At 63.3% G+C, this 22,001-nt stretch carries 15 protein-coding genes; 7 read left to right on the top strand and 8 right to left on the bottom strand.

Annotation, left to right across the window (positions count from 1 at the left end; genetic code table 11):
- Positions 1–3: 3 nt before the first annotated feature.
- Both H6718_37025 and H6718_37020 read right to left on the bottom strand, forming a co-directional pair.
- Positions 4–381: a GFA family protein gene (locus tag H6718_37025; GenBank protein ID MCB9591067.1), complete on the bottom strand. Its 378-nt coding sequence runs from the start codon at positions 379–381 to the stop codon at positions 4–6.
- A gap of 528 nt (positions 382–909) precedes the next feature.
- A complete protein-coding gene (locus H6718_37020; protein ID MCB9591066.1) occupies positions 910–2,271 on the bottom strand; it encodes a PLP-dependent aminotransferase family protein in 1,362 nt (453 codons plus the stop codon).
- A gap of 65 nt (positions 2,272–2,336) precedes the next feature.
- On the opposite strand from H6718_37020, the gene H6718_37015 reads away from it, so the two are divergent.
- From H6718_37015 to H6718_36990, 6 genes are all read left to right on the top strand, one after another.
- Positions 2,337–3,125, top strand: coding sequence for a PhzF family phenazine biosynthesis protein (locus H6718_37015; protein MCB9591065.1), 789 nt, complete (start codon positions 2,337–2,339; stop codon positions 3,123–3,125).
- 144 nt (positions 3,126–3,269) lie between these two features.
- Positions 3,270–3,659 (top strand): hypothetical protein, encoded by a 390-nt coding sequence (locus tag H6718_37010; protein ID MCB9591064.1) that lies wholly within the window; start codon positions 3,270–3,272, stop codon positions 3,657–3,659.
- 312 nt (positions 3,660–3,971) lie between these two features.
- On the top strand, positions 3,972–4,589 hold the full coding sequence (locus tag H6718_37005; protein MCB9591063.1) for a TetR/AcrR family transcriptional regulator: 618 nt from the start codon (positions 3,972–3,974) through the stop codon (positions 4,587–4,589).
- Positions 4,586–5,569: an efflux RND transporter periplasmic adaptor subunit gene (locus tag H6718_37000; protein ID MCB9591062.1), complete on the top strand. Its 984-nt coding sequence runs from the start codon at positions 4,586–4,588 to the stop codon at positions 5,567–5,569. Before H6718_37005 ends, H6718_37000 begins: the two co-directional genes overlap by 4 nt.
- 2 nt (positions 5,570–5,571) lie before the next feature.
- Complete coding sequence (locus H6718_36995; protein MCB9591061.1) at positions 5,572–8,676, top strand: efflux RND transporter permease subunit; 3,105 nt, start codon at positions 5,572–5,574, stop codon at positions 8,674–8,676.
- Positions 8,673–10,220: a TolC family protein gene (locus tag H6718_36990; protein MCB9591060.1), complete on the top strand. Its 1,548-nt coding sequence runs from the start codon at positions 8,673–8,675 to the stop codon at positions 10,218–10,220. The genes H6718_36995 and H6718_36990 overlap by 4 nt, the downstream gene beginning before the upstream one ends.
- Positions 10,221–10,247: 27 nt before the next feature.
- Here H6718_36990 and H6718_36985 read toward each other — a convergent pair whose 3' ends face one another.
- The 4 genes from H6718_36985 to H6718_36970 all read right to left on the bottom strand — a co-directional run bounded on the left by H6718_36985 (position 10,248) and on the right by H6718_36970 (position 18,603).
- The gene (locus H6718_36985) at positions 10,248–11,321 is read right to left on the bottom strand and encodes a hypothetical protein (protein MCB9591059.1); all 1,074 of its coding nucleotides are present in this window, start codon (positions 11,319–11,321) and stop codon (positions 10,248–10,250) included.
- 17 nt (positions 11,322–11,338) lie between these two features.
- The gene (locus H6718_36980; protein ID MCB9591058.1) at positions 11,339–11,779 is read right to left on the bottom strand and encodes a hypothetical protein; all 441 of its coding nucleotides are present in this window, start codon (positions 11,777–11,779) and stop codon (positions 11,339–11,341) included.
- Between the two features lie 12 nt (positions 11,780–11,791).
- On the bottom strand, positions 11,792–16,351 hold the full coding sequence (locus H6718_36975; GenBank protein MCB9591057.1) for a translocation/assembly module TamB domain-containing protein: 4,560 nt from the start codon (positions 16,349–16,351) through the stop codon (positions 11,792–11,794).
- Positions 16,352–16,461: 110 nt separating this feature from the next.
- On the bottom strand, positions 16,462–18,603 hold the full coding sequence (locus H6718_36970) for a BamA/TamA family outer membrane protein (protein MCB9591056.1): 2,142 nt from the start codon (positions 18,601–18,603) through the stop codon (positions 16,462–16,464).
- Between the two features lie 31 nt (positions 18,604–18,634).
- Between H6718_36970 and H6718_36965 the strand changes: the two genes are divergently transcribed.
- Positions 18,635–19,207, top strand: coding sequence for a hypothetical protein (locus H6718_36965; GenBank protein ID MCB9591055.1), 573 nt, complete (start codon positions 18,635–18,637; stop codon positions 19,205–19,207).
- On the opposite strand, the gene H6718_36960 is transcribed toward H6718_36965, so the two are convergent.
- Both H6718_36960 and H6718_36955 read right to left on the bottom strand, forming a co-directional pair.
- Positions 19,191–21,110 (bottom strand): hypothetical protein, encoded by a 1,920-nt coding sequence (locus H6718_36960; GenBank protein ID MCB9591054.1) that lies wholly within the window; start codon positions 21,108–21,110, stop codon positions 19,191–19,193. The genes H6718_36965 and H6718_36960 overlap by 17 nt on opposite strands.
- 198 nt (positions 21,111–21,308) lie before the next feature.
- A partial coding sequence (locus H6718_36955) for a mechanosensitive ion channel (protein MCB9591053.1) occupies positions 21,309–22,001 on the bottom strand: 693 nt, incomplete at its 5' end.

Below are 22,001 nucleotides of genomic sequence, written 5' to 3'. Positions count from 1 at the left end.
CTGCTAGAACGAGTGCAGATCCCAGTCGTAGCCTTCGTCCACGAAGATGAACTTGCGCGGCTTGAATCCGATGCCCTTGTCCAAGGTGCCGGCGCGCAAGATTACGATGCCCTTGTGCTGTAGTGGGCGGGCGAACAGCTGACTCGAGCAGTTGCCGCAGAACGACAGTTCGATCTGCTCGCCACTTCCGCCGGGATATGCATAAAGCTTGAGCGGACCCTCCGACTTGAACGTCTCATCGGGCACGCTGATACCCAACAGGCGTCCACCGGCGGAGAGCCGAGTGCAGCTCTCACAGCTGCAACAGAAGTGAAACACGCCTTCGTGCTCCACCGAGTACTTGCACTGGCCGCAGTGGCAGTGGCCGGAAAGTCCGCTCATCTCGTTGATCCCTTTCGAGTCGAGGGTTCTGAATACACAAGGCGCGCTATCGCGCCCAGGCGTTTCTTGCCTGTGGGGCGCTTCTTGGATTGGGGGCGTATTGCGGCCGCAGGCTTTTCTGGTTGACCGCCAAGGACGCCAAGAACGCCAAGAAGGGAGGGCAGCGCTGCGAGGCACCTGCAACCCTCGTTTTGGGTTTTAATAGCCACGGGGAAAATTGGTGGCGTGCGTCGCTCTTCGTGTCTTGCCTTTGGGGAGGAGACTCTGTTTGCGAGCCTGCGAGCAAAACAGAGGAGGGGGATGCGGTCATCCCCCTCAGAAAATAGCGCGAGAGCGAGCAAAGAGAACGCAATCACGGGCAGTTGAGCGCCCTCACCCGCTGGGGCGCTCAACTGCTGGTGCGTTCTAGGGCGAGTGTAAGCCACGCTGTAGGGAGTAGATGCGATCGGCTTCCATTCGGGGGCTCATGCTGTTTCTCCTTTTGAGGTTCCCTGACTCCACGCACCGGTTCGCAAAAGGTTACGGCCATCACAAAGCTGGGCCTGGTGCGCCCGCGGTGAGCAACTCGCGGACGCGCTCGAGACCGCTACGGAGCTCGCTGTCGCTGCCAGCGCCGCTCAGGCTCACACGGATGGCTCTGGGCACGGCGCCGCGACCCAAATGGAACGCGGTCGCCGAGCGCACCAACACGCCGCGCTGCGCTAGCTCGGCAGTGAACGCGTCGGCGGACCATGGCTCGGGTAGCTCGAGCCAGCCGTGATAGGTGTCTGCCGTGTGGAGCTTGAAGCCTTGAAACACTTCGCGAGCGACTTCGTTGCGCGCGATTGTTTCCGTGCGGCGGCGTTCCAGGATTGGCTGAACGTCGCCGCTCAGGATCAGCCGCCGCGCCAGCTCGCATGTCAGCGGTGAGGTCATCCAGGCGTTGGCCTGCAGCGAGCCGGTGAGTGCTTGGCGCCAGCTCTGGGGCGGCCGCACGTAGGCAACCCGCAGCCCTCCGGCGATCAGCTTGCTCACCGAGCCGATGAAGAAGCTCCGCTCTGGGATCAGCGACGCGACGGGAGTCGGCGGCTTCGGGAGCAGGCCGCCCAAGATGTCGTCTTCGATCAACCAGGCCTGGTGACGTTCGACGATCTCTGCGAGCTGCGCGCGGCGCTTCTTGCTTAGGCTCGCGGTCGTTGGATTGTGGAGCGTCGGCAAGCTGTAGATGAGCTTCGCGCGGGTACTGCGCAGCGCGCGCTCTAGGGCGTCGGGCTGCATGCCTTGCCCATCAAGGGGCACCGCGTGGACCTGCAAGCCGAGGCTCCGGGCGGCTGCGGCGGCACCTGGATACGTTAGCTCTTCACACAACACCGTCGCGCCACGCTCCGCCAGCGCCATGAAGCACAGAGAGATCGCGTGCTGAGCGCCCCCGCACACGAACAGCTCATCCGGTGAGGTTTCGAGCCCCAGGCGCCTCAGCCACTCGGCGCCTGCCTCCAGCTGCGCAGCGTTGCCTCCCGGAACCTGATAGCGCAACAGGTGCTGGCAGTCTTCTCGCGCGAGCTCGCCCAGCAACTGACTCAAGTTGGGGTCGTGCACCGGCGATGGTGTGTTCATGCTCAAGTCGATCAGGCGCCGCTCAGTTGCCGTCTGTTGAAACGCCGACATGCCTCCGCGATCGGAGCGCACGAAGGTGCCGCGGCCGACTTCCCCTTGGGTGAGCCCGCGCTGACACGCCAGCTGATAGCCGCGACTCACTGTGCCGAGGTTCACTCCGAGCGCATCGGCGAGCTCACGTTGCGGAGGGAGGCGATCTCCCGGCGCCAACACTCCGCTGGAAATCGCCTGAGCGATGGCGTCCGCCAGTGCCTGATAGGCGGGTTGATCGGGGGCGAGCTCGGGGGTCCACATTGGAGTATTGTTACCATGACAATACTTCGATTGTTCTGATGAATTGCTTCGCTACATTGGAGTGCATGAACGAACTCGCCATCTACCAAGTCGACGCCTTCGCGACCCGTGCCTTCGAGGGCAACCCGGCTGGCGTCTGCATTCTGGAGGCCTGGCCCTCCGACGCTACGATGCTGGCTATCGCCGCCGAGATGAACGTGGCGGAGACCGGCTTTTCCGTGAAGCAAGGCGACACTTATGGCTTGCGCTGGTTCACGCCTACGACCGAGGTCGCGCTGTGCGGTCATGGCACGCTGGCGAATGCGCACGTGCTGTTCAACGAGCTGGGTGTCTCCGACTCGCTGCTGCGCTTCGAGACCCAGAGTGGGCAGCTGCGTGTGGAGCGAGCTGAGCAAGGCAAGCTCAGCATGGATTTCCCTGCGGTTCCCAATGAACCCTGCGCGGAGCCTGCTGGGCTGGCTGAGGCGTTGGGGACGAAGCTCCTCGCGGTGCATCGGGGGCGCTACTTGATGTGCGAGCTAGAGAGCGCGGCCGCCGTTTCCGCGCTGAAGCCGGACTTCGGCTTGCTCGCCAAGATCCCGTTCAACGTCATCGTGACCGCGCCGGGCGAAGGTCCCTACGACTTCGTTTCGCGATTCTTTGCGCTGCCTGTTGGTGTCGCGGAGGACCCGGTCACGGGCTCCGCACACTGCGAACTGACGCCCTTCTGGGCCAAGCGTTTGGGTAAGACGCAATTCGCGGCGCGTCAGCTATCAGCGCGGGGAGGCGATGTGGACTGTGAGCTGCGCGGTGACCGCGTGCAGTTGACCGGTAGTGCCGTGACGGTGTTGCGCGGTCAAATGCTGTTGCCCTGAGTAACGTCGGTTGTGGAATCGCGGCCAGGCGGCTTCCTTTGGGAGTCGACCTGGCCGTTGCGATTTCAGCTCGCGGAGCCAAGACCGCCCGGAATCGCTGTTCGGTGCTCGCGCGGTGCCGAGCAGTCCAGTATCCTTCGGAGAATGGCGGGAGCAGCGACGAAGGCGTCCTTGCAGACGCGCCGAGCATGGTTGTGCGGTATTGGGCTGGTCGTGCTCGCTTGCAGCAGCGACCGCTACGGCTGTCCCGCGAGCTTGGCACTCGCCACGCTGACGCTGGTCGTCCTCGATCGCCAAACGGGAGAGCCCGTTTGCGATGCGGTCACCGAGCTGTTTGAAGGGGACTGGAAGGTGGACCCGGAAGCGGATCCTCCGGAGTGCCAGTTCGTGTACTTCGTGGGTGCTGCCACGTATCAGCTCACGGTGGAGGCTCCAGGCTACGCAAGTCAGTCGCAGACCATCGTGGTACCCCGAGAGGGGAGTTGCGATAGACCGGTTCCGTCCACCGTAGAGATCAAATTGGATCCCGCTTGAACGTTCCGTTCGTTGCGTGATGCGCGCGACATATCCGCGCGGTAATTGGCGCGGGTTGACGTAGCTGAGGCCTGATCGCAGCCACGGGTAAGCCCCGTGTAGGCCCAGGTGCGCCTCTCCCCCCCAAAACTTGATGACCCTGGAGCTAATAATCACTAGTCTCCCTTGACGCGCTGTGCAGATGAGCTACATGACTCCCCGCTCACCAGATGAATCACGATTCATCCTTTATTTTTCGGTTGAATCGTCGTTGTAAGCAGAAAAAACGCCCGGACGGTGAACCGGCGTTCAAAGCGTGAACAGGGAGTCAGCATGAGCAAGGCAGCTCGAAAGTCCACCCTCCAGAGCCAGCTCAAGGAGGCCTATCGCGTCGCGATCCTTGATGCGGCGGAGGATGTGTTCACGGAGCGAGGCTTCCACGAGGCCAAGATGTCCGAGGTGGCGGAGCGCGCTGGGGTCGCGACCGGCACCGTCTACAACTACTTCAAGAGCAAGGACCACGTCTTCGAGGCCATCGCGACGCGCATCAAGGCGCTGTTTGCGCAGCAGATGGAGCCGGTGCGCTCCATCGAGCAGCCCATCGAACGCCTGGAAGCGTTCGTGAAGAAGGTGTTTGAGTTCGTCGAGGAGCGGGGCGCATTGTTCGCGGTGCACCTCGAGCGCGAGTCGAGTCGCCTGGTGATGCTCTCGCGTCCTGCCCATGAGGAGCCCTCGCGAGAGCAGATCCTCGATGTCCTAGGCGAGGCGATCGCCGCTGGTCAGGCTCAAGGCTTGATCCGCGAGGATGTACCTCAGCTGATGCTCGTGCACTCGCTGTCTGCCTTCATGGAAGGCGCGATGGCGATTTGGGTTTCCGGGGGGCGGAAAGAAGCACTCGCGCCGTGTGCCGAGTTCGTCGTGAAGCTGTTCATTGAAGGAGCGAGCAAATGATGCGCCGCTTTGGGTTGGTCTTGGGTTTGTCGATCGCGGTCGTTGGGTGTTCGAAGGCGAACGCCAGCAAGGAGATGCCTCCGGCAGATCCGTCTGCTGCAGCGCCAGTGTCGAGCTTGTTGAAGGCTGCGGCGAACGAGGAAGCGCCTGCTGCAGCATCAGGGCTGACGGCATCCGGCTCCGTGCATGCCATCAACGAGGCGGCGCTGAGCGCCAAGGCGACAGGCGTCTTGGTGAAGCTGAACGTCGCCGAAGGCGATCGCGTGAAGAAGGGCCAGGTGCTCTTCCAGGTCGACTCGAGGGGGGCTGGTCTCGCTGTGTCTTCGGCGAAGGTCGGAGTGTCCAGCGCGAAGGTCAGCCTGCAGCAGGCGAAGGAAGACCTGGACCGCAAGGAAGGCTTGGCGAAGAGTGGGGCGACCACCGAGGCCGCACTCACCGCGTCACGACTGAACTACGAAAACGCGAAGCTCTCGGTGAAGCGCGCAGAGGTTGCCTTGTCCGACGCCTATCGGGGCGCCGGTGAAACCGTCGTGCGCTCCCCCATATCTGGCTTGGTCGCGAGCAAGAACGCGAACGAAGGTGAGTCGGTGATGGCAAACGGCTCGCCGGTGTTGCTGGTGCAGGACATCACGGAGCTGGAAATCCGCGCGCGGCTGCCGGAGAGCGCCCTCAAGACCGTCAAGGTGGACTCCAAGGCGATGGCGCGTTTCCGAGCGATCGACAAGTCGCTGCTGGTTACGGTGAAGCGCATCAGCCCCAGCGTCGATCAGCGCACACGCACCATCGAAGTGATCTGCGGCCTGGCGAATCCGGATGAGGTCTACAAGGCGGGCATGCTCGTCGAGCTCGACTTCGGGAGCCAGGGCGAAGCGGCGAAGCCGGCAGAGCCCGTGAAGGAAGAGACTGCCGAGGCGGAGCCCGCAGCCAAGAAGCCGACTGGTGCAACGCCTGCGGCTCCTAAGCAGACCGGGGAGAAGTAGTCGTGAACCTCGCGGAAGTATCCATTCGGCGACCGGTGTTCGCCGCGATGCTGATCATGGCGCTGATGGTCTTCGGGCTCATTAGCTACAACAAAGTCGGCGTCGACTTGTACCCCGAGGTCGACTTCCCGGTGATCACGGTGACTGTCGTCTATCCCGGAGCTGATCCGGAGACGATGGAGCGCAACGTCGCCGACAAGATCGAAGAGTCGGTGAACACCCTCGGCGGCATTCGCTCCCTCAAGTCGACGAACCTGGAGGGCGTCACCATCGTCTCCGCGGAGTTCGAGCTGGAGAAGAACGGCGATCAGGCGTTGCAAGACGTGCGAGACAAGGTCTCGCGCTTGGCGAACGAGCTGCCCTCCGGCGCCAAGTCGCCCATCGTCGAGAAGTTCGACATCGGCGCCGCGCCCATCATCACGATGGCGATGGCTGCCGACATGCCTGTGGGCAAGCTGACTGACATCGCGGACAACACCGTCAAGGCGCGGCTCCAGCGCATCAACGGCGTGGGTAGCGTCGACATCGTCGGTGGCCGCGAGCGCCAGGTGCAGATCCTCGTGGATCCAGTCAAGCTGGCTGGTCTGGGGATGACCGTCGAAGACGTCGCCAACGCGGTCAAGGCGCAGAACATCGAAGTGCCTGCGGGCAGCTTCTCCAAGGGCGGCGCCGAGCTCAGCGTGAAGACCAAGGGCGAGCTCAATACTCCCCAGCAGGTCGCGGACATCCTGTTGGTTGGCACCGGGGACGCGAACCTGCGCATCCGCGACATCGCGAAGGTCGTCGATGGCGTCGAGAAGGCGACCAGCTCGTCATACCTTGACGGAAAGCCAGCGGTGTCGCTCGTGGTGAGCAAGCAGTCGGGGAGCAACACCGTTGCGGTGGCTCACGACGTCAAGGGCGCTATCGATGAGCTCAAGGCGGACCTGAAGAAGCAGGGCATCGAGCTCACGGTGCCGACTGATAACTCCGTCTACATCGAGCACTCGATCAACGACGTGAAGTTCGATCTGTTCTTGGGGGCGCTCCTGGCGGTGTTGATCATCTTGGTGTTCTTGCTCGATTGGCGCGCGACGCTGATCAGCGCGATTGCGATCCCATCTTCGGTCGTCGCCACCTTCGCTTTCATCAAGGTGATGAACTTCACCTTCAACAACATGACCATGCTCGCCTTGAGCCTGGCCATCGGTATTCTCGTCGACGACGCGATCGTCGTGATCGAGAACATCCATCGCCACCTCGTGATGGGTAAGAAGCCCCTGCAAGCAGCGAAGGACGCAACCAGCGAGATTTTCCTCGCGGTTTTAGCGATGACCTCGACCATCATCGCGGTGTTCTTCCCCGTGGCGGTCATGAAGGGCATCGTCGGTCGCTTCTTCCTACAGTTCGGTCTCACCGTGAGCTTCGCGGTGGCGGTTTCGATGCTGGTGAGCTTCACCCTCACCCCCATGCTCTCGTCCCGTTTCCTCAAGGAAGGACACGGCGAACACAGGTGGGCCATTCCCAGGGCCATCGACAACGCTTTGAAGTGGCTTGACCGGGTCTACGGCAAGGTCATCGCGTGGTCGTTGTCCCATCGAGTCATCACGCTGGGTTTGACCACGGTGGCCCTGATTTTCTCCGGGTTCTTGGTTACCAAGGTTCCCGCGGAGTTCGTGCCGGCGGAGGACCGATCGATGTTCACGGTTAAGGTGGAAGCGCCCCCCGGAACGCCCCTCGAGTCCACCACCAAGGCCGTCGAGGCGGTGGCGAAAGATCTGCGAGAGCATGGCCCCGGTGTGATCTCCACGCTGACTACGGTCGGCGGTGGCGCACAAGGTCAGATCAACGTCGGTGAGATCCAGGTCAACATGACCGGAGCAAAGGGGCGCAAGTTCCACCAGCTCGACCTGATGGCTTGGGTGCGTGAACGCTACCAAAACGTGGGCGACGGCACGAAGCTCACGGTGCTGTCCATCTCCGGGCCCGGTGGTGGTCAGGCGCCCGTGCAATACGCGATTCGCGGAAACAACCTCGACGAGCTCGTGGCTACCGCGGAGAAGCTCAAAGAAGAGCTAGCGAAGACCAAGGGCTTCGTCGACGTCGCGGTCTCCTACCAGTCGGGTAAGCCGGAGCTGAACCTCGAGGTCGATCGCGAGCGCGCTTCAGCGCTGAACGTCCCGGTTGCCAGCGTCGCGACGACGATTCGCGCCTTCTTGGCTGGCGACGCGGTGAGCGAGATGAAGCAAGGCGGTGAGGCGTATGACATCGTGGTGAAGCTGCCGACGGATCAAGAGACCCGTATCGAAGACCTGAGCTCGCTCAAGGTGCGCTCGACCACGGGGCAGCTCGTCGACCTGAGCAACCTGGTGAAGAGTGAGCGCGCCCTCGGTCCGACGAAGATCGAGCGCGAAGCACGCCAGCGCCAAGTGATCGTCAGCGCGAGCCTCGAAGGCCTCGCTCAAGGCGAGGCCACCAAGATCGTGAACGAGAAGGCGGACGCGATCCTCCCGGCAACGGTGCACGGCGCGATGACCGGCAACAGCCAGATGATGGTTGAGTCCTTCGGCTACATGCTCGAGGCGTTGGCCATCGCCGTCATCCTCGTCTACATGATCCTCGCGGCACAATTCGACAGCTTCATCCACCCGATCACGATCATGGTCTCGCTACCACTCAGCGTGATCGGTGCTTTCGGCGGGCTGTTCATCTCTGGAATGACGCTCAGCATCTTTGCGATGATTGGCGTGATCATGTTGATGGGGCTCGTGACCAAGAACGCCATCTTGGTCGTCGATTTCACCGAGCAGCTGCGAAAAGAGGGCAAACCCATGCGCGAAGCGCTGATTGAAGCTGGCGTCTTGCGCCTGCGACCCATCTTGATGACCGGCTTCGCCATGGTCTTCGGCATGCTCCCGGTCGCCCTCGCGCTCGGCGAGGGAGGTGAGGCACGCGCGCCGATGGCGGTGTGCGTGATTGGCGGCCTCATCACCTCAACCGTCCTCACCCTGGTCGTGGTGCCAGTCATCTACACCATCATGGAAGCCATCACCCACAACCGCTTCACGCGTTTCCTCGAGGGAATAGTCTTCGGGAAGACGGACGAGGTGAACGAGGTGCACGCATGAAATCACTCACTCGACGCCTTATTTTCCTTGGGTTGGGGTTAGGCACCTCGTCCGTCGCCTTTGCTCAGCCCGTGGACCCCGCGGAACCGCCCGCAGCGGAACCAGAGGCTCAGCCGACGCCCAAGCAACCCACCGCGGAGGAACTCACTGCAAAGGCCGATCTGCTGGCGGACACGCTCAAGCCTCAACGCGGCGGTGCAACGGCCCGGGACGTCGGGAAGCGAGCCAAAGCGCACAGCCCGGCGGTGAAAGCTCAAGAAGCGAAGATCCGCGCCAGTGCAGCTCAGGTCGATCAAGCGATGGTGGCCTTCTTGCCGAAGCTCACCCTGAAGGCGAGCTACACGCGCATCTCTTCGACGGACACCTCCTTCGGCGGCGGGGCCATCGTAGGCGCGAGCGCCCCTGGTCTGCTTGGGGTCGGCCCCTGCCCGAGTGGAGCTGGAACCTGTGTGCTTGATTCCGCGGGGAATCCTGCTGGAGCGGCGGCTTTCAACATCACGCCGAAGCTCGACCGCTACTCGTTGAGCGCCACCTTGTCGGTGCCGATCTCCGACTACGTGCTGCGCCTGCCCGCGAGCAGCGCTGCGGTGAGGGCGAACCTCGAAGCGAGCCGCATCAACAAGCAAGCCACTCAGCGCAAGGCCCAAGCCGACGCGCAGCTCGCCTACTACAACTGGGTGCGCGGTGTGGGGCAGGTAGCGGTGGCAGAGCACGCCCTGGTGCGCCTCCAACAGCTCGAGAAGGACGGCGAGGCGATGCTCGCCCAGGGCGTTGCGATCAAGGCCGATGTCTTGCGTATCAAGGCCATGGTGGCGAGCGGCAAGGTCGCCATCGAGCAAGCGCGCGCGTTCGTTCGCCTATCGGAGAAGAACCTCGCGCTGATGACGGGCGACAAGGCACCGCACTACACCATTGGTGAGGACATCCTGCGAAAGCCGCGTCCGTTGCCTCGCTCGGAGAACCTCAAGGGACTGGTGAACGAAGGCCTGAGCAAGCGTCCAGAGCTGCGCGCGCTGACGAAGACCAAGACCACGCTGAGGAAAAGCGCGACGGTGGCCCGCGCCGGCAAGCTTCCGCGACTCGATGGCTTCGCCGACTACACCTACGCGAACCCGAGCGCGAGCGACTTCACGGGCCAAGGCGGCTGGCAGGGGAGCTGGAGCGTAGGCGCTCAGCTGACGTGGACGCTGAACGACTTGCCCGGCGCCGAGGCGAGCGCATCGGAGTACGAGGCAAACCTGCAGGAAGTGAACGCCAACGAGAGCCTGCTCCGTCAGGGGATCGAACAAGAGATCACCGCAGCCTACTTCGACCGCAAGCAAGCGCGTGCCGCGCGGAAAGCCGCTGAGGAGGCTGAAGAGGCCGCACGCACCGCGCTGGACGCCAAGATGGCGCAGTACAAAGTCGGCGAGGCGACGACAACCGACGTGATCAACGCCGAGCAGGAGTTCGTCAGCGCGACCCTGCAGCGCATGGCCGCCTACGTGGATCTGCACGTTGCGCGCGTGCGTTTGGCCTACGCCGTGGGTCGCCCCGCGCTCTGAGTCAGGCACACGACGTGTCGTGTCGGTCTACCGCGTCCCAAACTTGACGATGTCGTAGACCGCCGCGACGTTGCCCGCGGCAAACATCAGGTTTGCCTGCCCATACACCCAGGCGCCGCAGTCGATCACGACGACGGGCTTCTGGGTGTTGGGGTGAGGGGTCCAGCCGATGCACGGCTTGTGGCTGTGCCCGACGACCAGGAGCTCGAGGCTCGCTGCGTTGGTGTAGAGGCGGTCGACAGCGGCTTGGGCGATGGCGACCAAGCTCGCCATGGACTCACGCTGCACGAACTTGGCGTGCCAAGTCTGTCCGTCGCTTGGGGGTGCTTGCGGCGGGCGCCCAGTGGGCGTGGGGTCGTCTCGGTTCAGGCCCACCAGCTTGAGCAGCCAGTCCTTGGCGCCCTCGAAGTTACCTTGCTTGTCCATGAATTCCTCGAGGTTGCGGAACTTGCTGCTCAAGTAGTTCGCAGCCAAGGTGCCGAGCCATACCGCGCGGATCTCCCCAGAGGAGTTCGGCTCACCCTGGATGCTGTCCGCTTGATGCCCGTGCAGCGCGTACACGCGGCCGCCCGAGTTCAATAGACCAAAGCCGAAGCGGAACCGGTTTTGATCTGCAACGCGGCGGTCCGGCAGTGCGTGGGTGAAGGACGCATCGTGATTGCCGAAGCAGTGGGCGAGCTCGAGCGCTTTGTCCAAGCCGAGCAACTCTTGGTACGCGGGAACGTCATCGATCAGGTTGTATTGTGAGCTCTGCGCGTCGCTGCCAATGCTGCGCCAGACATCGTACCAGTCCCCAAGCTGCAGCAGGGTGGTCGGCTGATTCTGCAGGCTGTACGTCTGCATTGCCTTGAGCACTGCCGTGAGCCGCCGAGGATTTTCCGGGTCACCGTTGTAGAAGACATCGCCCGCGTTGCCTCCCGCGAGGTGCACATCAGGTAGGGCGATCAACGCTTGCTGTCCGATCTGCGTGGTCGGAAACTGAATCATGACGGGGACCGTCCCGCCGTTGTCGAGCTGAGCGCTGGCTAGCCGGAGGTCGTAGCCTTGCTGCTGCAAGATGAGCTGGAACTTCCTCAGCCGATCATAAAAGGCGTTGATCATGGTTCCGGTTCCGACGTTCAGTTCTTTTGGGTTTTGACGGCGATTTCCACTGGGGTGACGCCATTCGACGTGCCCCCATCCTTGGAGCAGCGTTGGAACACGACGCGCACGGTGAGTTCGCCGCGGCAGTACCAGCGGACCTCATTGGTTGCCGTGGGGATACCCGGCTGGAGGTCCCCAGAGTCGGGTTGACCGCTCGCCGGGTTCTCTGACTCGTGAGCGCAGGTCTCGCCGAAAGCAGAACCGAGTTCGCGATCCGTCAGACAGTTTTGACCCTGGGTACTGGTCGAGAGGGGCTGGCCCTCGGTCGCCGTTGGATGATCAACGAAACTAGAGCCTTGGATCCCGCTCACCACCACCCAGCCATCGCTGACCTTGGCTTGGGTCTTGGGTTCCGAGCAGCAACCGCTGGCTACAAGTCCAACTCCGGCGCACGCGAGCCACAATCGCCCCAACATGACGCCACGCTATCAATAGCGATAGCGCCACACCAGGTCGACCAGGGAGCTCCCACCGTCTCCGAAGGTCGTCGCCAGGGACCAGCGGCTGGCGATGCGGAACTCGAGGGTAAACAGCGTGCGATCTGGAGCTTTCCCAGGCTTGGGTTCCTCGAGGTTGTAGCCAACCTGCGCGGAAACGCGGGGAGACACTTGAACCACGAGCTCCGGGCGCGGGCTTTGTGCGTTGCTGGTGTCGACGCGGGTCGCGATATCCAGAGAGGTCACGTCGGAGATCGCGCGGTTCAGGGGCGCCGTCGCGACGCCGGCGCCTACGCTGGCTGCGTCTGCAGCGCCAGGGCCGCCGCCGCTCCCGGAGCTGCCCACGCTGCCGTCTGGTGTGCCGAAGAGGATCAAGCTGACGATCTCGTTTTGGCTCAGCGCGGGCTCGGCGCGCAGCTTGAACTTACCGTTCTTGAGCGGACCCGTGTACTCCGCGACGACCTTGTACCCCGACGGCGAGTCCCACGCGGCCTGGGCGACGACGACTGGGTTACTTGGGTCCTCCTGGAAGGTGATGACTCCCTGTTCGATCTGGAAGATCTTTCCGCTGATGTCGATGCGGCCGTCGCTGAGTCGGATCTGACCGTCTACCGCTTGTGTCCGCGAGGAATCGATCAGGAGCTTGCCGGTGAGCTTGACCTTCAGATCGGTACCCTGGGTCACCTGGAAGTCATTACCCAGGTCCACCGCGACCACCGTGGGCACCCCGGACGCTTGCGTCGACTTCTCTTCATTGGCGCCAGGACCGATGATGGGCACGAAGCCGCCCGCCGCATGTGCACCGATGCGAATGTGAGGGTCGTCCTCGAGGCTTTGCACCCCCGTCTGCGGTTTGCGGGGCAACTTGAAGGCGAAGTGCTCGACGCTGATGTTGAAGCGATTCTCCTTCGGCGTGAGGCGCGCCTTCAGGTCGATATCACCGGAGCCGTCGCCAAGGGGCACGCCTTGATAGGTGAACGGCATCGCCTCCTTCTCTGGGATGCGGAGCTTGGCGTTCGCGGCGACGAGCGATAGCCCGTTGAGCTTCGCAGCCGCGTTGAAGTAGGCGCGTCCTGACAACCCTTCCACGCTTCCGGCGCGCAGGCGGACATCGCCCGTCGGCGCTAGATCCACCTGGGCCTCGAGGTTCTTGAGCTGTTGCCCGAGCGCGGGGACTTGAAGGACGCCTTCACTCACCCGCACGAAGCCATCGAGTTTCGTTGCCTCGGGGATCAAATCGAGGGTCGCATCGGCGTCGACTCGACCGTCGAGTTGATCCACTTGGCCTCGCACGAAGGGCTCCAGCGCTTGAAGGCGCCAGGCGTTGGCAAGGAGACGCACCCGCGCGCGCCGCTCGCGAGCGAGGCTTGGGAGTAGTCCATTCCAGCGCACTCCGGCGCTCGCCATCACCTGGCCGAATCCGTCGTCTTGTTCCATCAACACGGAGGCGCTGGCTCGATCGCCGCTCAAGTCGGCCTTTGCGGTTATTCCGCTGAACTTGGCGTCGCCGATGCGTCCCTTGGGCACCTCGAGCGCGGCGGAGATGCGAGGGCTCTGGCTGCCGAGCTCTTTGACCTCGAGCTCGCCGCTCGCGCGACCGCGGACATCCAGCGCGCGTAGCGTCGGCACCGCAGCGAGAGCGAAGTCGTCTAGCACCAGCTTCGCGTTGGCCCTGGCTTGTCTTGTATCCCCGCGGATGGCGTCAGCGATGGCGAGCTGAAGGTCTGCCCTCGCGCGAATCAACGAGCGGAAGCGTGACGACAGTCCGAACTCGAGGCGCGCTCGTGCGCCATCGTAGTCGAGGTGCCCTACCGCCGCGAGACCCTGGCGCCGCGAGAGCTCGTCGACGTTCAGCTTCTTGCCGCGGAAGTCTACGTTGAGCCTTGGCTCCATCACGCTGCCCTCGAGCTTCGCCTGTAGGTCGAGCCTCCCAGATAGGCCAGGCACCTGGGCGAACTCGGGAAGCTTGCCCAGCCTGAGCCCATCGCTTTCGAGCTTCGCGCTGAAAGGGTGTCGCAGGAGTGTGTCCCGCGTCGGCGGCGCCTCGAGCCAACGCACATAGGGAACGCGGCTCTCGACTTCCAGAGTCAGGAGCTGTTCTTGACCTCGCACGGCCTCGACCGCGACCTGACTCTTTCCGCTGCCGCTTTCCACGTCTAGTTCGCCACGCAGGTCTATTCCGCGAAGAACCGGCGACTCCTTCTCGTTCCCGAGGGTTGCCTGAAGGCCAACGCTAGACCAGCGAGCCTTCAAGTCTGGCAGCGCGCTGAGCGGGGCGTTCACGGGTGCTTGGCTCGCCCGCTTGAGTTCGAGGTTGCCGCGTACGAGACCGCTCAACTCCGGCTGCTTGGTCTTGGGTTCTGCTTGGCTCAAACGCCTCAGCAGCGCCGCAGAGTCGATGGCGAAGTCCGAGCGTAGGCTACCAGCGCTGGCGAGCCAGGCTCTGGGATCCGTCCAAGCACCGTTGGGCTTCAACGCATTCGGGGTGAGGCTCACGCTGCCGATGCGTGCAGCGTCCACGGCGATGTGGCCGCTCAGCTGGCCCTCGTTGGCCACGAGATGTACCTCCCCCGAAAATGCGTCCTCACCGCGTTGCGCTTGTTCGATGCTGAGGTCGACTGTTCCCTGGGGAGACGCGATGGCTCCGGAGAGCTCGACTGAACCACTTACGATCCCGCTGATCGGTGGGTCTAGGGCAGGCAGGCCTTCAAGCAGTCCGCTCAGCGCAGAGAGATCGAGCCGTGCGAACTTCAGGGAACTCTCGAGGCGCCCTGCGTGGAACTGCAGCGTGCCATTGATGGATCCGGCGCCAGACAGCTCGACGTTTTCAAGGTCGAGGCCGCGTCCGAGGTCGACTCGAGCTGCGGCGAGGTCGACGCGTCGATTACCTCGTTGAATGCTGCCTCTGACGCTGCTGATGCGTTGGGCGGCGGGGGCGACGGTGGCGCTGAGCGAGATGCTCGGTGCGCTGCTCCCTGCTCTGGCGGGTAGGCGCGTGTTCACTCGCAAGCGGGTCGGAGTGCCGCGGACGGAGATGCTTGGCTTGGTGAAGTCCACGACCCGGCCGAGCTGCTTGTCTTTGCTCCGTAGTGATGCCGCGCGGAAGGAAGCATCGATACTCGGCGTGGCTACCGCGCCCTCGACCTCGGCGTAGATATGCGCTCGCTTCAAGCTGAAGCCGGACACCTCGAGCTGTCCGCTATCCAAGGCGCCATCCGCGTCGATTCGCTTGCTATCTGGGTAGAACGAGCCGCACACCGATGCTTGAACATCCCCTCGAACGCCCGGCAGTTGCGCGTACTTTTGTAGCGAGGCAACGCGGGGAACCTTCGCAGTCGCGTCAAAGCTGATGCCCCTGTCGAGGTGGTCCAAGTTGGCGTGGGCGTCGGCGCTGATCGATACCTCTCCAGGTGCCGTGCGGATAAAACCCCAAGCCCGCGCGCCCTCGAGGTGTAGCTCTCCGTCCAATGCCGGAACTTGCCACTCCTCCACCCTTGCCGGGGCCAATGCCACGCGGCTAGTCACATAGGGCTTTGACTCTCGTAGCTCGAACTCGACGTCGACCTGTCCGTCCACCGCGGTCTTGGGCAGGCCTTCGCCCACGCTCTTGAGGTTGACCTTCGCGAGGCGCGCTTGAACGTCGACGCGCGGCGCCAGGACTGAAGCCTTGCCGGTGAGCGAGACGGATGACTCGCCGATACGGGTTTCCCCACGAAAATCGATGCCCCCAAGAGGGCCCTCGCCGGAGACGTTCAGGCTCGCGTCGGTTCCTGGTGGCGGCGAGATGCCGTAGCGCCCAAGCGTGGCCCGCGCGACCTTGGGGCTCTTGACGCTGAAGCGCACGCCACTGGGAGAATAGGCTGCCTCGACGTCGGTTGGGCTCTGCATCACTTCCCCGTCGAACTTGAGCCGCGCCACGAGCTCCGCTTTGGCCGTGACCTCCAACCTCCCGTTCAGATCGCCCTTTGGGTCCAGCTGCTCCGGAAGTGCCCGCCCGACGACCTCGGCCTGATCGACGTGAACCGTCACCTTCTCGTTGACGTAGCTGAAGCGCGCGCGCAGCTGGTTCAGGTCGGCATCGAGCGCCGGGGAGCTCGAGATGCGCCCATGGGTCCACGAGCTATCCACCTCGATCGCATCGATCTCGACGTGAACGCCTCGGCTAGGCCCTGAGTCCACCTTCTCCGGTTGGGGGAGAGGGCGAAACGCGCGTTCGATATTCAGCTCTCCCTGAGCGTTGGTCCCCAGCTTGGTATGAACCGCGCGGATATGCGCACCTGGTAGGTGGACGACGATTGGACCGCTGTCGCTCCACAGGCTTTGGAGCAGCTCGTTCAGAGAGATCGCCGCGCTAGTGTCCCAGAAGCGCAGACACGCGTCGTCTGGGTTCGTCGTGCCGGGTGGTAGGACGTAGCCGTCTACACCGCGCACGCCTTCGAAGCTGATGTGATCGATGCGCGTGATCTGCAGCTTGCCCTGGAAGGTGTCCGCGAGCAGGTGATTGACCTGTGTGCGGATCAGCTCCCGCGTGCCGGGGAGATTCAAATGCAAGCGAATGCCCACAAGTGTGGTGCAAATGAAGCAAAGCAGCAGGCCCGCGACCTGCGCAACACGCCGCAGCGCTCTCCGGAGCCAGCGGAACGCCGTGCGTGCCGCGCGGTTCAAAACGCTTCCCCCAGGGCTATGGACACGGCGATTGGCGCGCCGAAGATGCTCGAAGGTCGACCCTCGCCCGTTGAGTCGTTGAGCGTTTGCAGGCCTGGGATGCGGTACCCAATATCTGCGCGGAAAGGACCAAGGGGGGTCGCGTAGCGTGCTCCCAGGCCGCACGACAGGTGCAGGCGGTCGAAGCGGAACTGGACTTGCTCCGGGGCGACGTCGCTGGTGTCGCAGAAGGTAGCTCCAGAGAAGCTCCCGGTGATGGGGTAGCGCAGCTCCGCAGATGCCTCCCAGAGGGTCAGACCGCCGAGCGGCAAGAGGCAGCTGGTGCTGGTGGGGTCTGTTTGGCAGCGAGTGTCCAAGTCTGCTTGATTCAGTTCGGGGCTGTAGAACGGGACCACGCCGTGAGGACCGATGTCGCGTAGCGCGTAGCCGCGGTTCGAGTTGGGGCCGCCGGAGAAGAACGAACGAAAGAAGCCGATCTGGATGTCTCGGACCCAGTCGGCGCGACTGGTTCCGGGCGGAGGCGATCCGGTTGCGGCGTTGCTCGCGATGGTGTCGCCGTAGTTTTGGGGGAACAACAAGCCGATGCTACCGCGCGTCGCGAACGTCAACTTGCGACCGAGGGGTACATAGATGCGTGCTTCGGGCTGCACCTTGAAGTCACGAGCATCGCCACCGAGGGGACCGCCGGCCACCTGGAAGGTATTGGAGAGGTACACGCCCTTGTGGGGGTCAACCCGGTCGTCTCGCAGATCGAAGGAGGTGAACAGCTCCAGAAAGGAAACGAGGACGCGGTCGAGGTCGGGATCGAGCTGGCCGATGTAAGTGAAAGGCACGCTGAGCCCGATGTTGTGGCTCGGGCGGAAGTAGAAGCGCCAGAGCGAGCGGTCGACGCCGAGGGCGCCTTTTAGCTCGCGATAGCCGAGCACCGGAGCGTTCTCATCTATCTCCGAGGACAGCAGGGCAGCGTAGATGTCGTAGTTCACCCGCAGGAAGGCGTTCGTTCTTGCCTCGAGGAAACCCGGCTGCGTCAGCTCCGCGCGCGTCTTGACCTCTGGGAGCAAGTTCGTCGGGGTCTTGAAGCTGGGGAACCGAGTGGGGTAGAGCACCACGCCAGGCTTTGCTTCCAGGGAGAGGCGTCGAAGGCCACCGAGGAAGTTGTTGTGGTCCCAGCCGACCAGCGCGTGAATATCCGTGCGGATCACGTCGATCTGACTGCCGACGCCCAAGCGTAGCTGATGCAGCTTGGAGGGCTCGAGGTGCACGACGAGGGGGACACGCTCCCGCGTGGCGTCGCTCAGGTCGCTCTCGATGTGCACATTCGAGAGCACGCCAAGGTCTAGGACTGCTTGCTGCGCGGCTTCGAGTTCGCTGGTCGAGTAGGGATCGCCCGGGTGCAAATCCAGCGCCCGTCGGATCGATGCCTCTGGAAGGGGACCGAGCCCTTGAACGCTGACCTCGCCGAACTTCGCGAGGATGCCTGGGGAGATGTCAAAGCGAACGCTCGCGTAGTTGCCTGGTAGGTCAACGTCTGCGCTGCGCTGAATCTTGGCGTAGGCATAGCCTTCGTCGGTCAACAGGCGCTCGAGCGCAGCCTCGGCGGATTTGAACTCGTCTTCGTCGAAGACTTGATTCACTCCGACTTGCGCTTGTGCGAGTGTCGAGAGCCTCCGGCGTAGCGTTTCCGGGAGGTGTTCGTCTCCGAACAGATCCAGGCGCCGCACGCGGGTCACAGGGCCCTCCTCGACGCTGATCTTTACTCGTACATGGTTGTCGCCACTGGGTTCGACTCGCGCGGCGCGGGCTTTCGCCTTGTAGTACCCACGGGCGCGGTAGAGGCGCTCGACGCGCTCCAGATCACGCTGCAATACGTAGAAGTCGTAGACCTCGTAGTCGTAGACCACGCCCTGCATCAGACCCAGGAAGCGAGGGGAGGGGCGTGTTGCGATCTTCTCTTCGATATCGCCGTCGTCGAGGGCGTCGTTGCCCTGAAACTCCACGCTGTCCAGCGCCGAGCGTCCCTCCGGCAGAGATGCACAGCCGACACTCAGCAGCGCAAGCGCGAGCATTGCGAGCAAGTTGGCGAAGTGCTGGGACCGCGGCGGCGCGATCGAGAGCAGGCGTTGAAGGGCGGGCCCCATGAGGTGGGACGAAGATTGCAAGGCGTGGGCCGTGTCGACTTGGTCGCAGGGCGTATGGCTTCGTGCCAAAGCAGCGCAATTCTCCGGAGTTTTGCAGCGGCGGAAGCGTGATGTTCAGCGATTGCCGGGGGCGCTCGCGCTGCAAATTGCGACAGCGTGGCTGATTGCCGCGACCGCCGGGTGCGCTTCCGAGGTGCCGCGGCCAGCGCACACGGCTCACGCCTGGAGTGATTTTCAAGAGGTCAACTCACCACCCCCAGTGCCGCGCCCTGAGGAGGTTGGGGAAGCTCCGACCGACGAGGCGGTTTGGGTGGATGGCTACTGGGTGTCTCGCGGTGGGATCTGGACCTGGCGTGATGGAGGCTGGGTGCACGCGCCCGCTGGCTCCAGATTAGCCGAGTGGAAAATTGTCTACGATCGCCGCGGGCGCATGTTGTACGCTCCGTCCTCCTGGAGGGACGTTCATGGTCAGGTGATGGACCCACCAGCGTTTCTCGACGAGAAGCACCAGAAGCGTCAGCAGCGACGAGCGAAACGCCGGGCCAAGCGCCGCGAGAAGCGCTTGCGGCAGCGTGAGCTGATGAATCCTACTTCTGCGCCTTGAGGTCGCGCATCAAACGGCTGCCTTCGACCCAGTAGACGAACTCATCGTCGAAACCCATGCAGCTCACCGTCGTGCTCTCCGGCCCGTAGTGACGATCGAACTTAGGCTCATCCGCGATCCTGAAGCCGTGCACCCCATCGCGGCGATTGGTCGTGTCAGGGATGAGGTAGCCGTGATCGGCGTCTGCCAAGGGAGCGCTCGGGTACTCTGAAGACAGCGGACCAGTGTACGGGCACGCAAACGCCTTGCCGTCGCTTCCTCGCAGCCACTGACAGCTCGAACCTTGGAGCATCAGGTAGTCGCCCAGCGCGGTTAGCTTGGGCGGGTTGTACTGTCTCTCGTAGATCTTGGTAGGCGAACCTCCAGCAGTAGGCAGACTCATCACGCCCTCCTCTCCGGACCAGAACACATGGCTCGCACTCGCGGCGATTGATTGTGGCCGTGTCTTGAACGTGTGGAGTGTACGAAGCTCGCCGCCTTCTTCTTGCAGCTTGAGTTCCAGCCCGCTCACCATGACTAGGCGCCGGCCGCTGAGGGCGAACAAGTCCACCTCCGTGAGTAGTTCCGTCGCCCGGACGGGGGAACCGCTCAGCTTCACGCTCCACACCGACCCGGAGGAGAGGTGGCGCAGCACTTGGTCGCCATCGAAGAAGAGCGACCCCGTTCCGGGAAAGGTCGACACCAGCGCGAGCTGCTTGCTCTTTATATCTACGCGGAAAACGCGTCGGTCAGCGACGACGACGTAGGGCGTTCTTCCTGCAACGTAGACCCCCGCGCAGTTGGGTAGGCTTGGGTCATCAATGACCTCGCTCATGTTCGGCGGCTTCTCGCATATGCCAATCGGGTTCAAGCCATTCGGAGCCTGGCCGTCGTCGAGATAATTGTTCATCGCGGCCATGCTCCGCACCAGGCGTCGTACCTTTCGCGGGTGATCGCCCGGGGTCAGCATCTCCTTGCCCACCAGCTCGGACGCGCGCACCGTGCGCAGCTCGTTGGGGGGGATTTCGACCGTGTCCGTGAGTTCGGGAAACGCTTTACCGAAGCTCAGGTTGTAGCCAGACCCGATGCTGGAGAAGCTGCCGTAGCAACGCGTCCCGGCGACTTCGGTGTAGGCATAGCGCTCGTTGGGATCTGGGTCGACGTCGATGAAGACCATGACCACGAACACCCCGCAAGCGACCAGCAGGGCAATCACTGGTGAGAGCAACGCGAAGACCAACGACAATGTCATCGCCAGCGAGGTGTTCTGCGCAACCTGCACGGCCTCGTTCGTCACTGCCCCGGCCATCGCGTTGACGACGGTGACTTGCTTCTGGGCCACGGCTCGCACGACGTCGCTGCTCGTGACATTATCCGCGTGGCAATATTGGCAGCGTACGACGACATTCCTCTCCGCGTCCGGGAGGGGACCACCGCACACATGGCACATCGCTGGACGCCCGTGCGCAGCCGGCGGTATCGCAGCGCAGGACGCCATCAGCCGTTCGAGGCCCTTGCGGTGCCAGCGCATCAGCAGCCAGCCGACCAGTAGCACCATGAACGAAGGTGCCAGCGTGGCGATGAGAATTGGCACGTCATGGGGGGCGATTCCGCCTTCCATCAGGACCCAGAACGCGCCACAACCACCACCGCACAGCACCAGCGGCGCGAGCACCAGGAGCAACACCAGGAAGACGTTCCGCTGCTGGCTCTTGCCACGTTCGATCGCTCTCCGTTGCCCTACGCTCAGCTGCCTGCGCGTGGCGTGTATGTTGAACAGGGCATCGCGCGCCGCTTGGAGTTCAGCAATGACCCGTGGATCCGGCCTACCGATATACGGGCAATAGGCGCAGTCCAAGTGCTCCGGCTCAGCAACGGATACCGGACTTGCGGCTCCGCATTGCGGGCAATGTGCAGCGAGCATTGGGCAGAATCAGACCGCGCGGAACGTCTTCCGGTCAAGGGAACTTCCGCGCGGTTCCAAACTCGGTGTTCCCACGGCTAAGAACCCACAGCTAGCCAAAGGACAAAAGTTCGCGCCGTGGCGGGTTTTCTCCCGCGGTATCTCTGTGGCCACCCTCCACAAGGACTGCTGCGGCGCGAGAACGCGGCTTGTCGCTGTTTACTCGGCTGCCACCCTAAAGGGTGGTGCTGCGACCAGCTCGAACGTTGCAGAGCCCAACTGAACCTTGCCGCCGCTGGCCTCGACGTCGCGTACGATGCGCTCGAACAGGACATCCTTCGTCGTGCGCCGCTTGGTGAACGGGACGACGTAGCGCAGGGTGTATTCGAGCCAGTTGTCAGTCGCCTTGAGCGTAACCATGGGCGCAACCTGAGCGTCTTCGATGCGGTAGCGCCGGGTCATTTGGTGCCACTCCTCACGCGCCCCGGCGACGTGTTCGCTCACCGTCTCCTCCAAGGCGCGCTGTAGCAACTGCTTGCTCTCATCGAGACCACTGCCGTAGCGCACCGGGATCTTGACCTCGTCCCAGACGAAGCCGAAGTCCGCGGAGTAGTTGAACACCGGCTCCTTGAACACGAAGCTGTTGGCGATACGAACGATGCGCCCGCTGAAGTTGTCGCCATCGACCCACGCGCCAAGCTCCATGACGGTGGTGCGCAAGAGGCCGATGTCGATCACGTCGCCCTTGATGCCACCTAGCTGCACTCGGTCGCCGACATCGTAGAAGCGTGCGAAGAGGATCGCGACCCGGCCCGCGACGCTCGCGATGACTTCTTGCAGGGCGAACGCCACGCCCGCGCCCATCACCCCGAGTGAGACCGCAATCCCGCTCAGCTTGTCGCTGAAGGTCGT

This window comes from Polyangiaceae bacterium, assembly GCA_020633205.1.
Lineage (GTDB): Bacteria > Myxococcota_A > Polyangia > Polyangiales > Polyangiaceae > JAHBVY01.
Note: the sequence above shows the minus strand (reverse complement) of the source record. Positions and strands in the feature narration are given on the sequence as shown.

What these genes read in the sequence shown, in the direction of transcription:
- H6718_37025 (MCB9591067.1), bottom strand. Translation starts at nt 381, where the DNA reads ATGAGCGGACTTTCCGGCCACTGCCACTGCGGCCAGTGCAAGTACTCG.
- H6718_37020 (MCB9591066.1), bottom strand. Translation starts at nt 2,271, where the DNA reads ATGTGGACCCCCGAGCTCGCCCCCGATCAACCCGCCTATCAGGCACTG.
- H6718_37015 (MCB9591065.1), top strand. Translation starts at nt 2,337, where the DNA reads ATGAACGAACTCGCCATCTACCAAGTCGACGCCTTCGCGACCCGTGCC.
- H6718_37010 (MCB9591064.1), top strand. Translation starts at nt 3,270, where the DNA reads ATGGCGGGAGCAGCGACGAAGGCGTCCTTGCAGACGCGCCGAGCATGG.
- H6718_37005 (MCB9591063.1), top strand. Translation starts at nt 3,972, where the DNA reads ATGAGCAAGGCAGCTCGAAAGTCCACCCTCCAGAGCCAGCTCAAGGAG.
- H6718_37000 (MCB9591062.1), top strand. Translation starts at nt 4,586, where the DNA reads ATGATGCGCCGCTTTGGGTTGGTCTTGGGTTTGTCGATCGCGGTCGTT.
- H6718_36990 (MCB9591060.1), top strand. Translation starts at nt 8,673, where the DNA reads ATGAAATCACTCACTCGACGCCTTATTTTCCTTGGGTTGGGGTTAGGC.
- H6718_36985 (MCB9591059.1), bottom strand. Translation starts at nt 11,321, where the DNA reads ATGATCAACGCCTTTTATGATCGGCTGAGGAAGTTCCAGCTCATCTTG.
- H6718_36980 (MCB9591058.1), bottom strand. Translation starts at nt 11,779, where the DNA reads ATGTTGGGGCGATTGTGGCTCGCGTGCGCCGGAGTTGGACTTGTAGCC.
- H6718_36970 (MCB9591056.1), bottom strand. Translation starts at nt 18,603, where the DNA reads ATGGGGCCCGCCCTTCAACGCCTGCTCTCGATCGCGCCGCCGCGGTCC.
- H6718_36960 (MCB9591054.1), bottom strand. Translation starts at nt 21,110, where the DNA reads ATGCTCGCTGCACATTGCCCGCAATGCGGAGCCGCAAGTCCGGTATCC.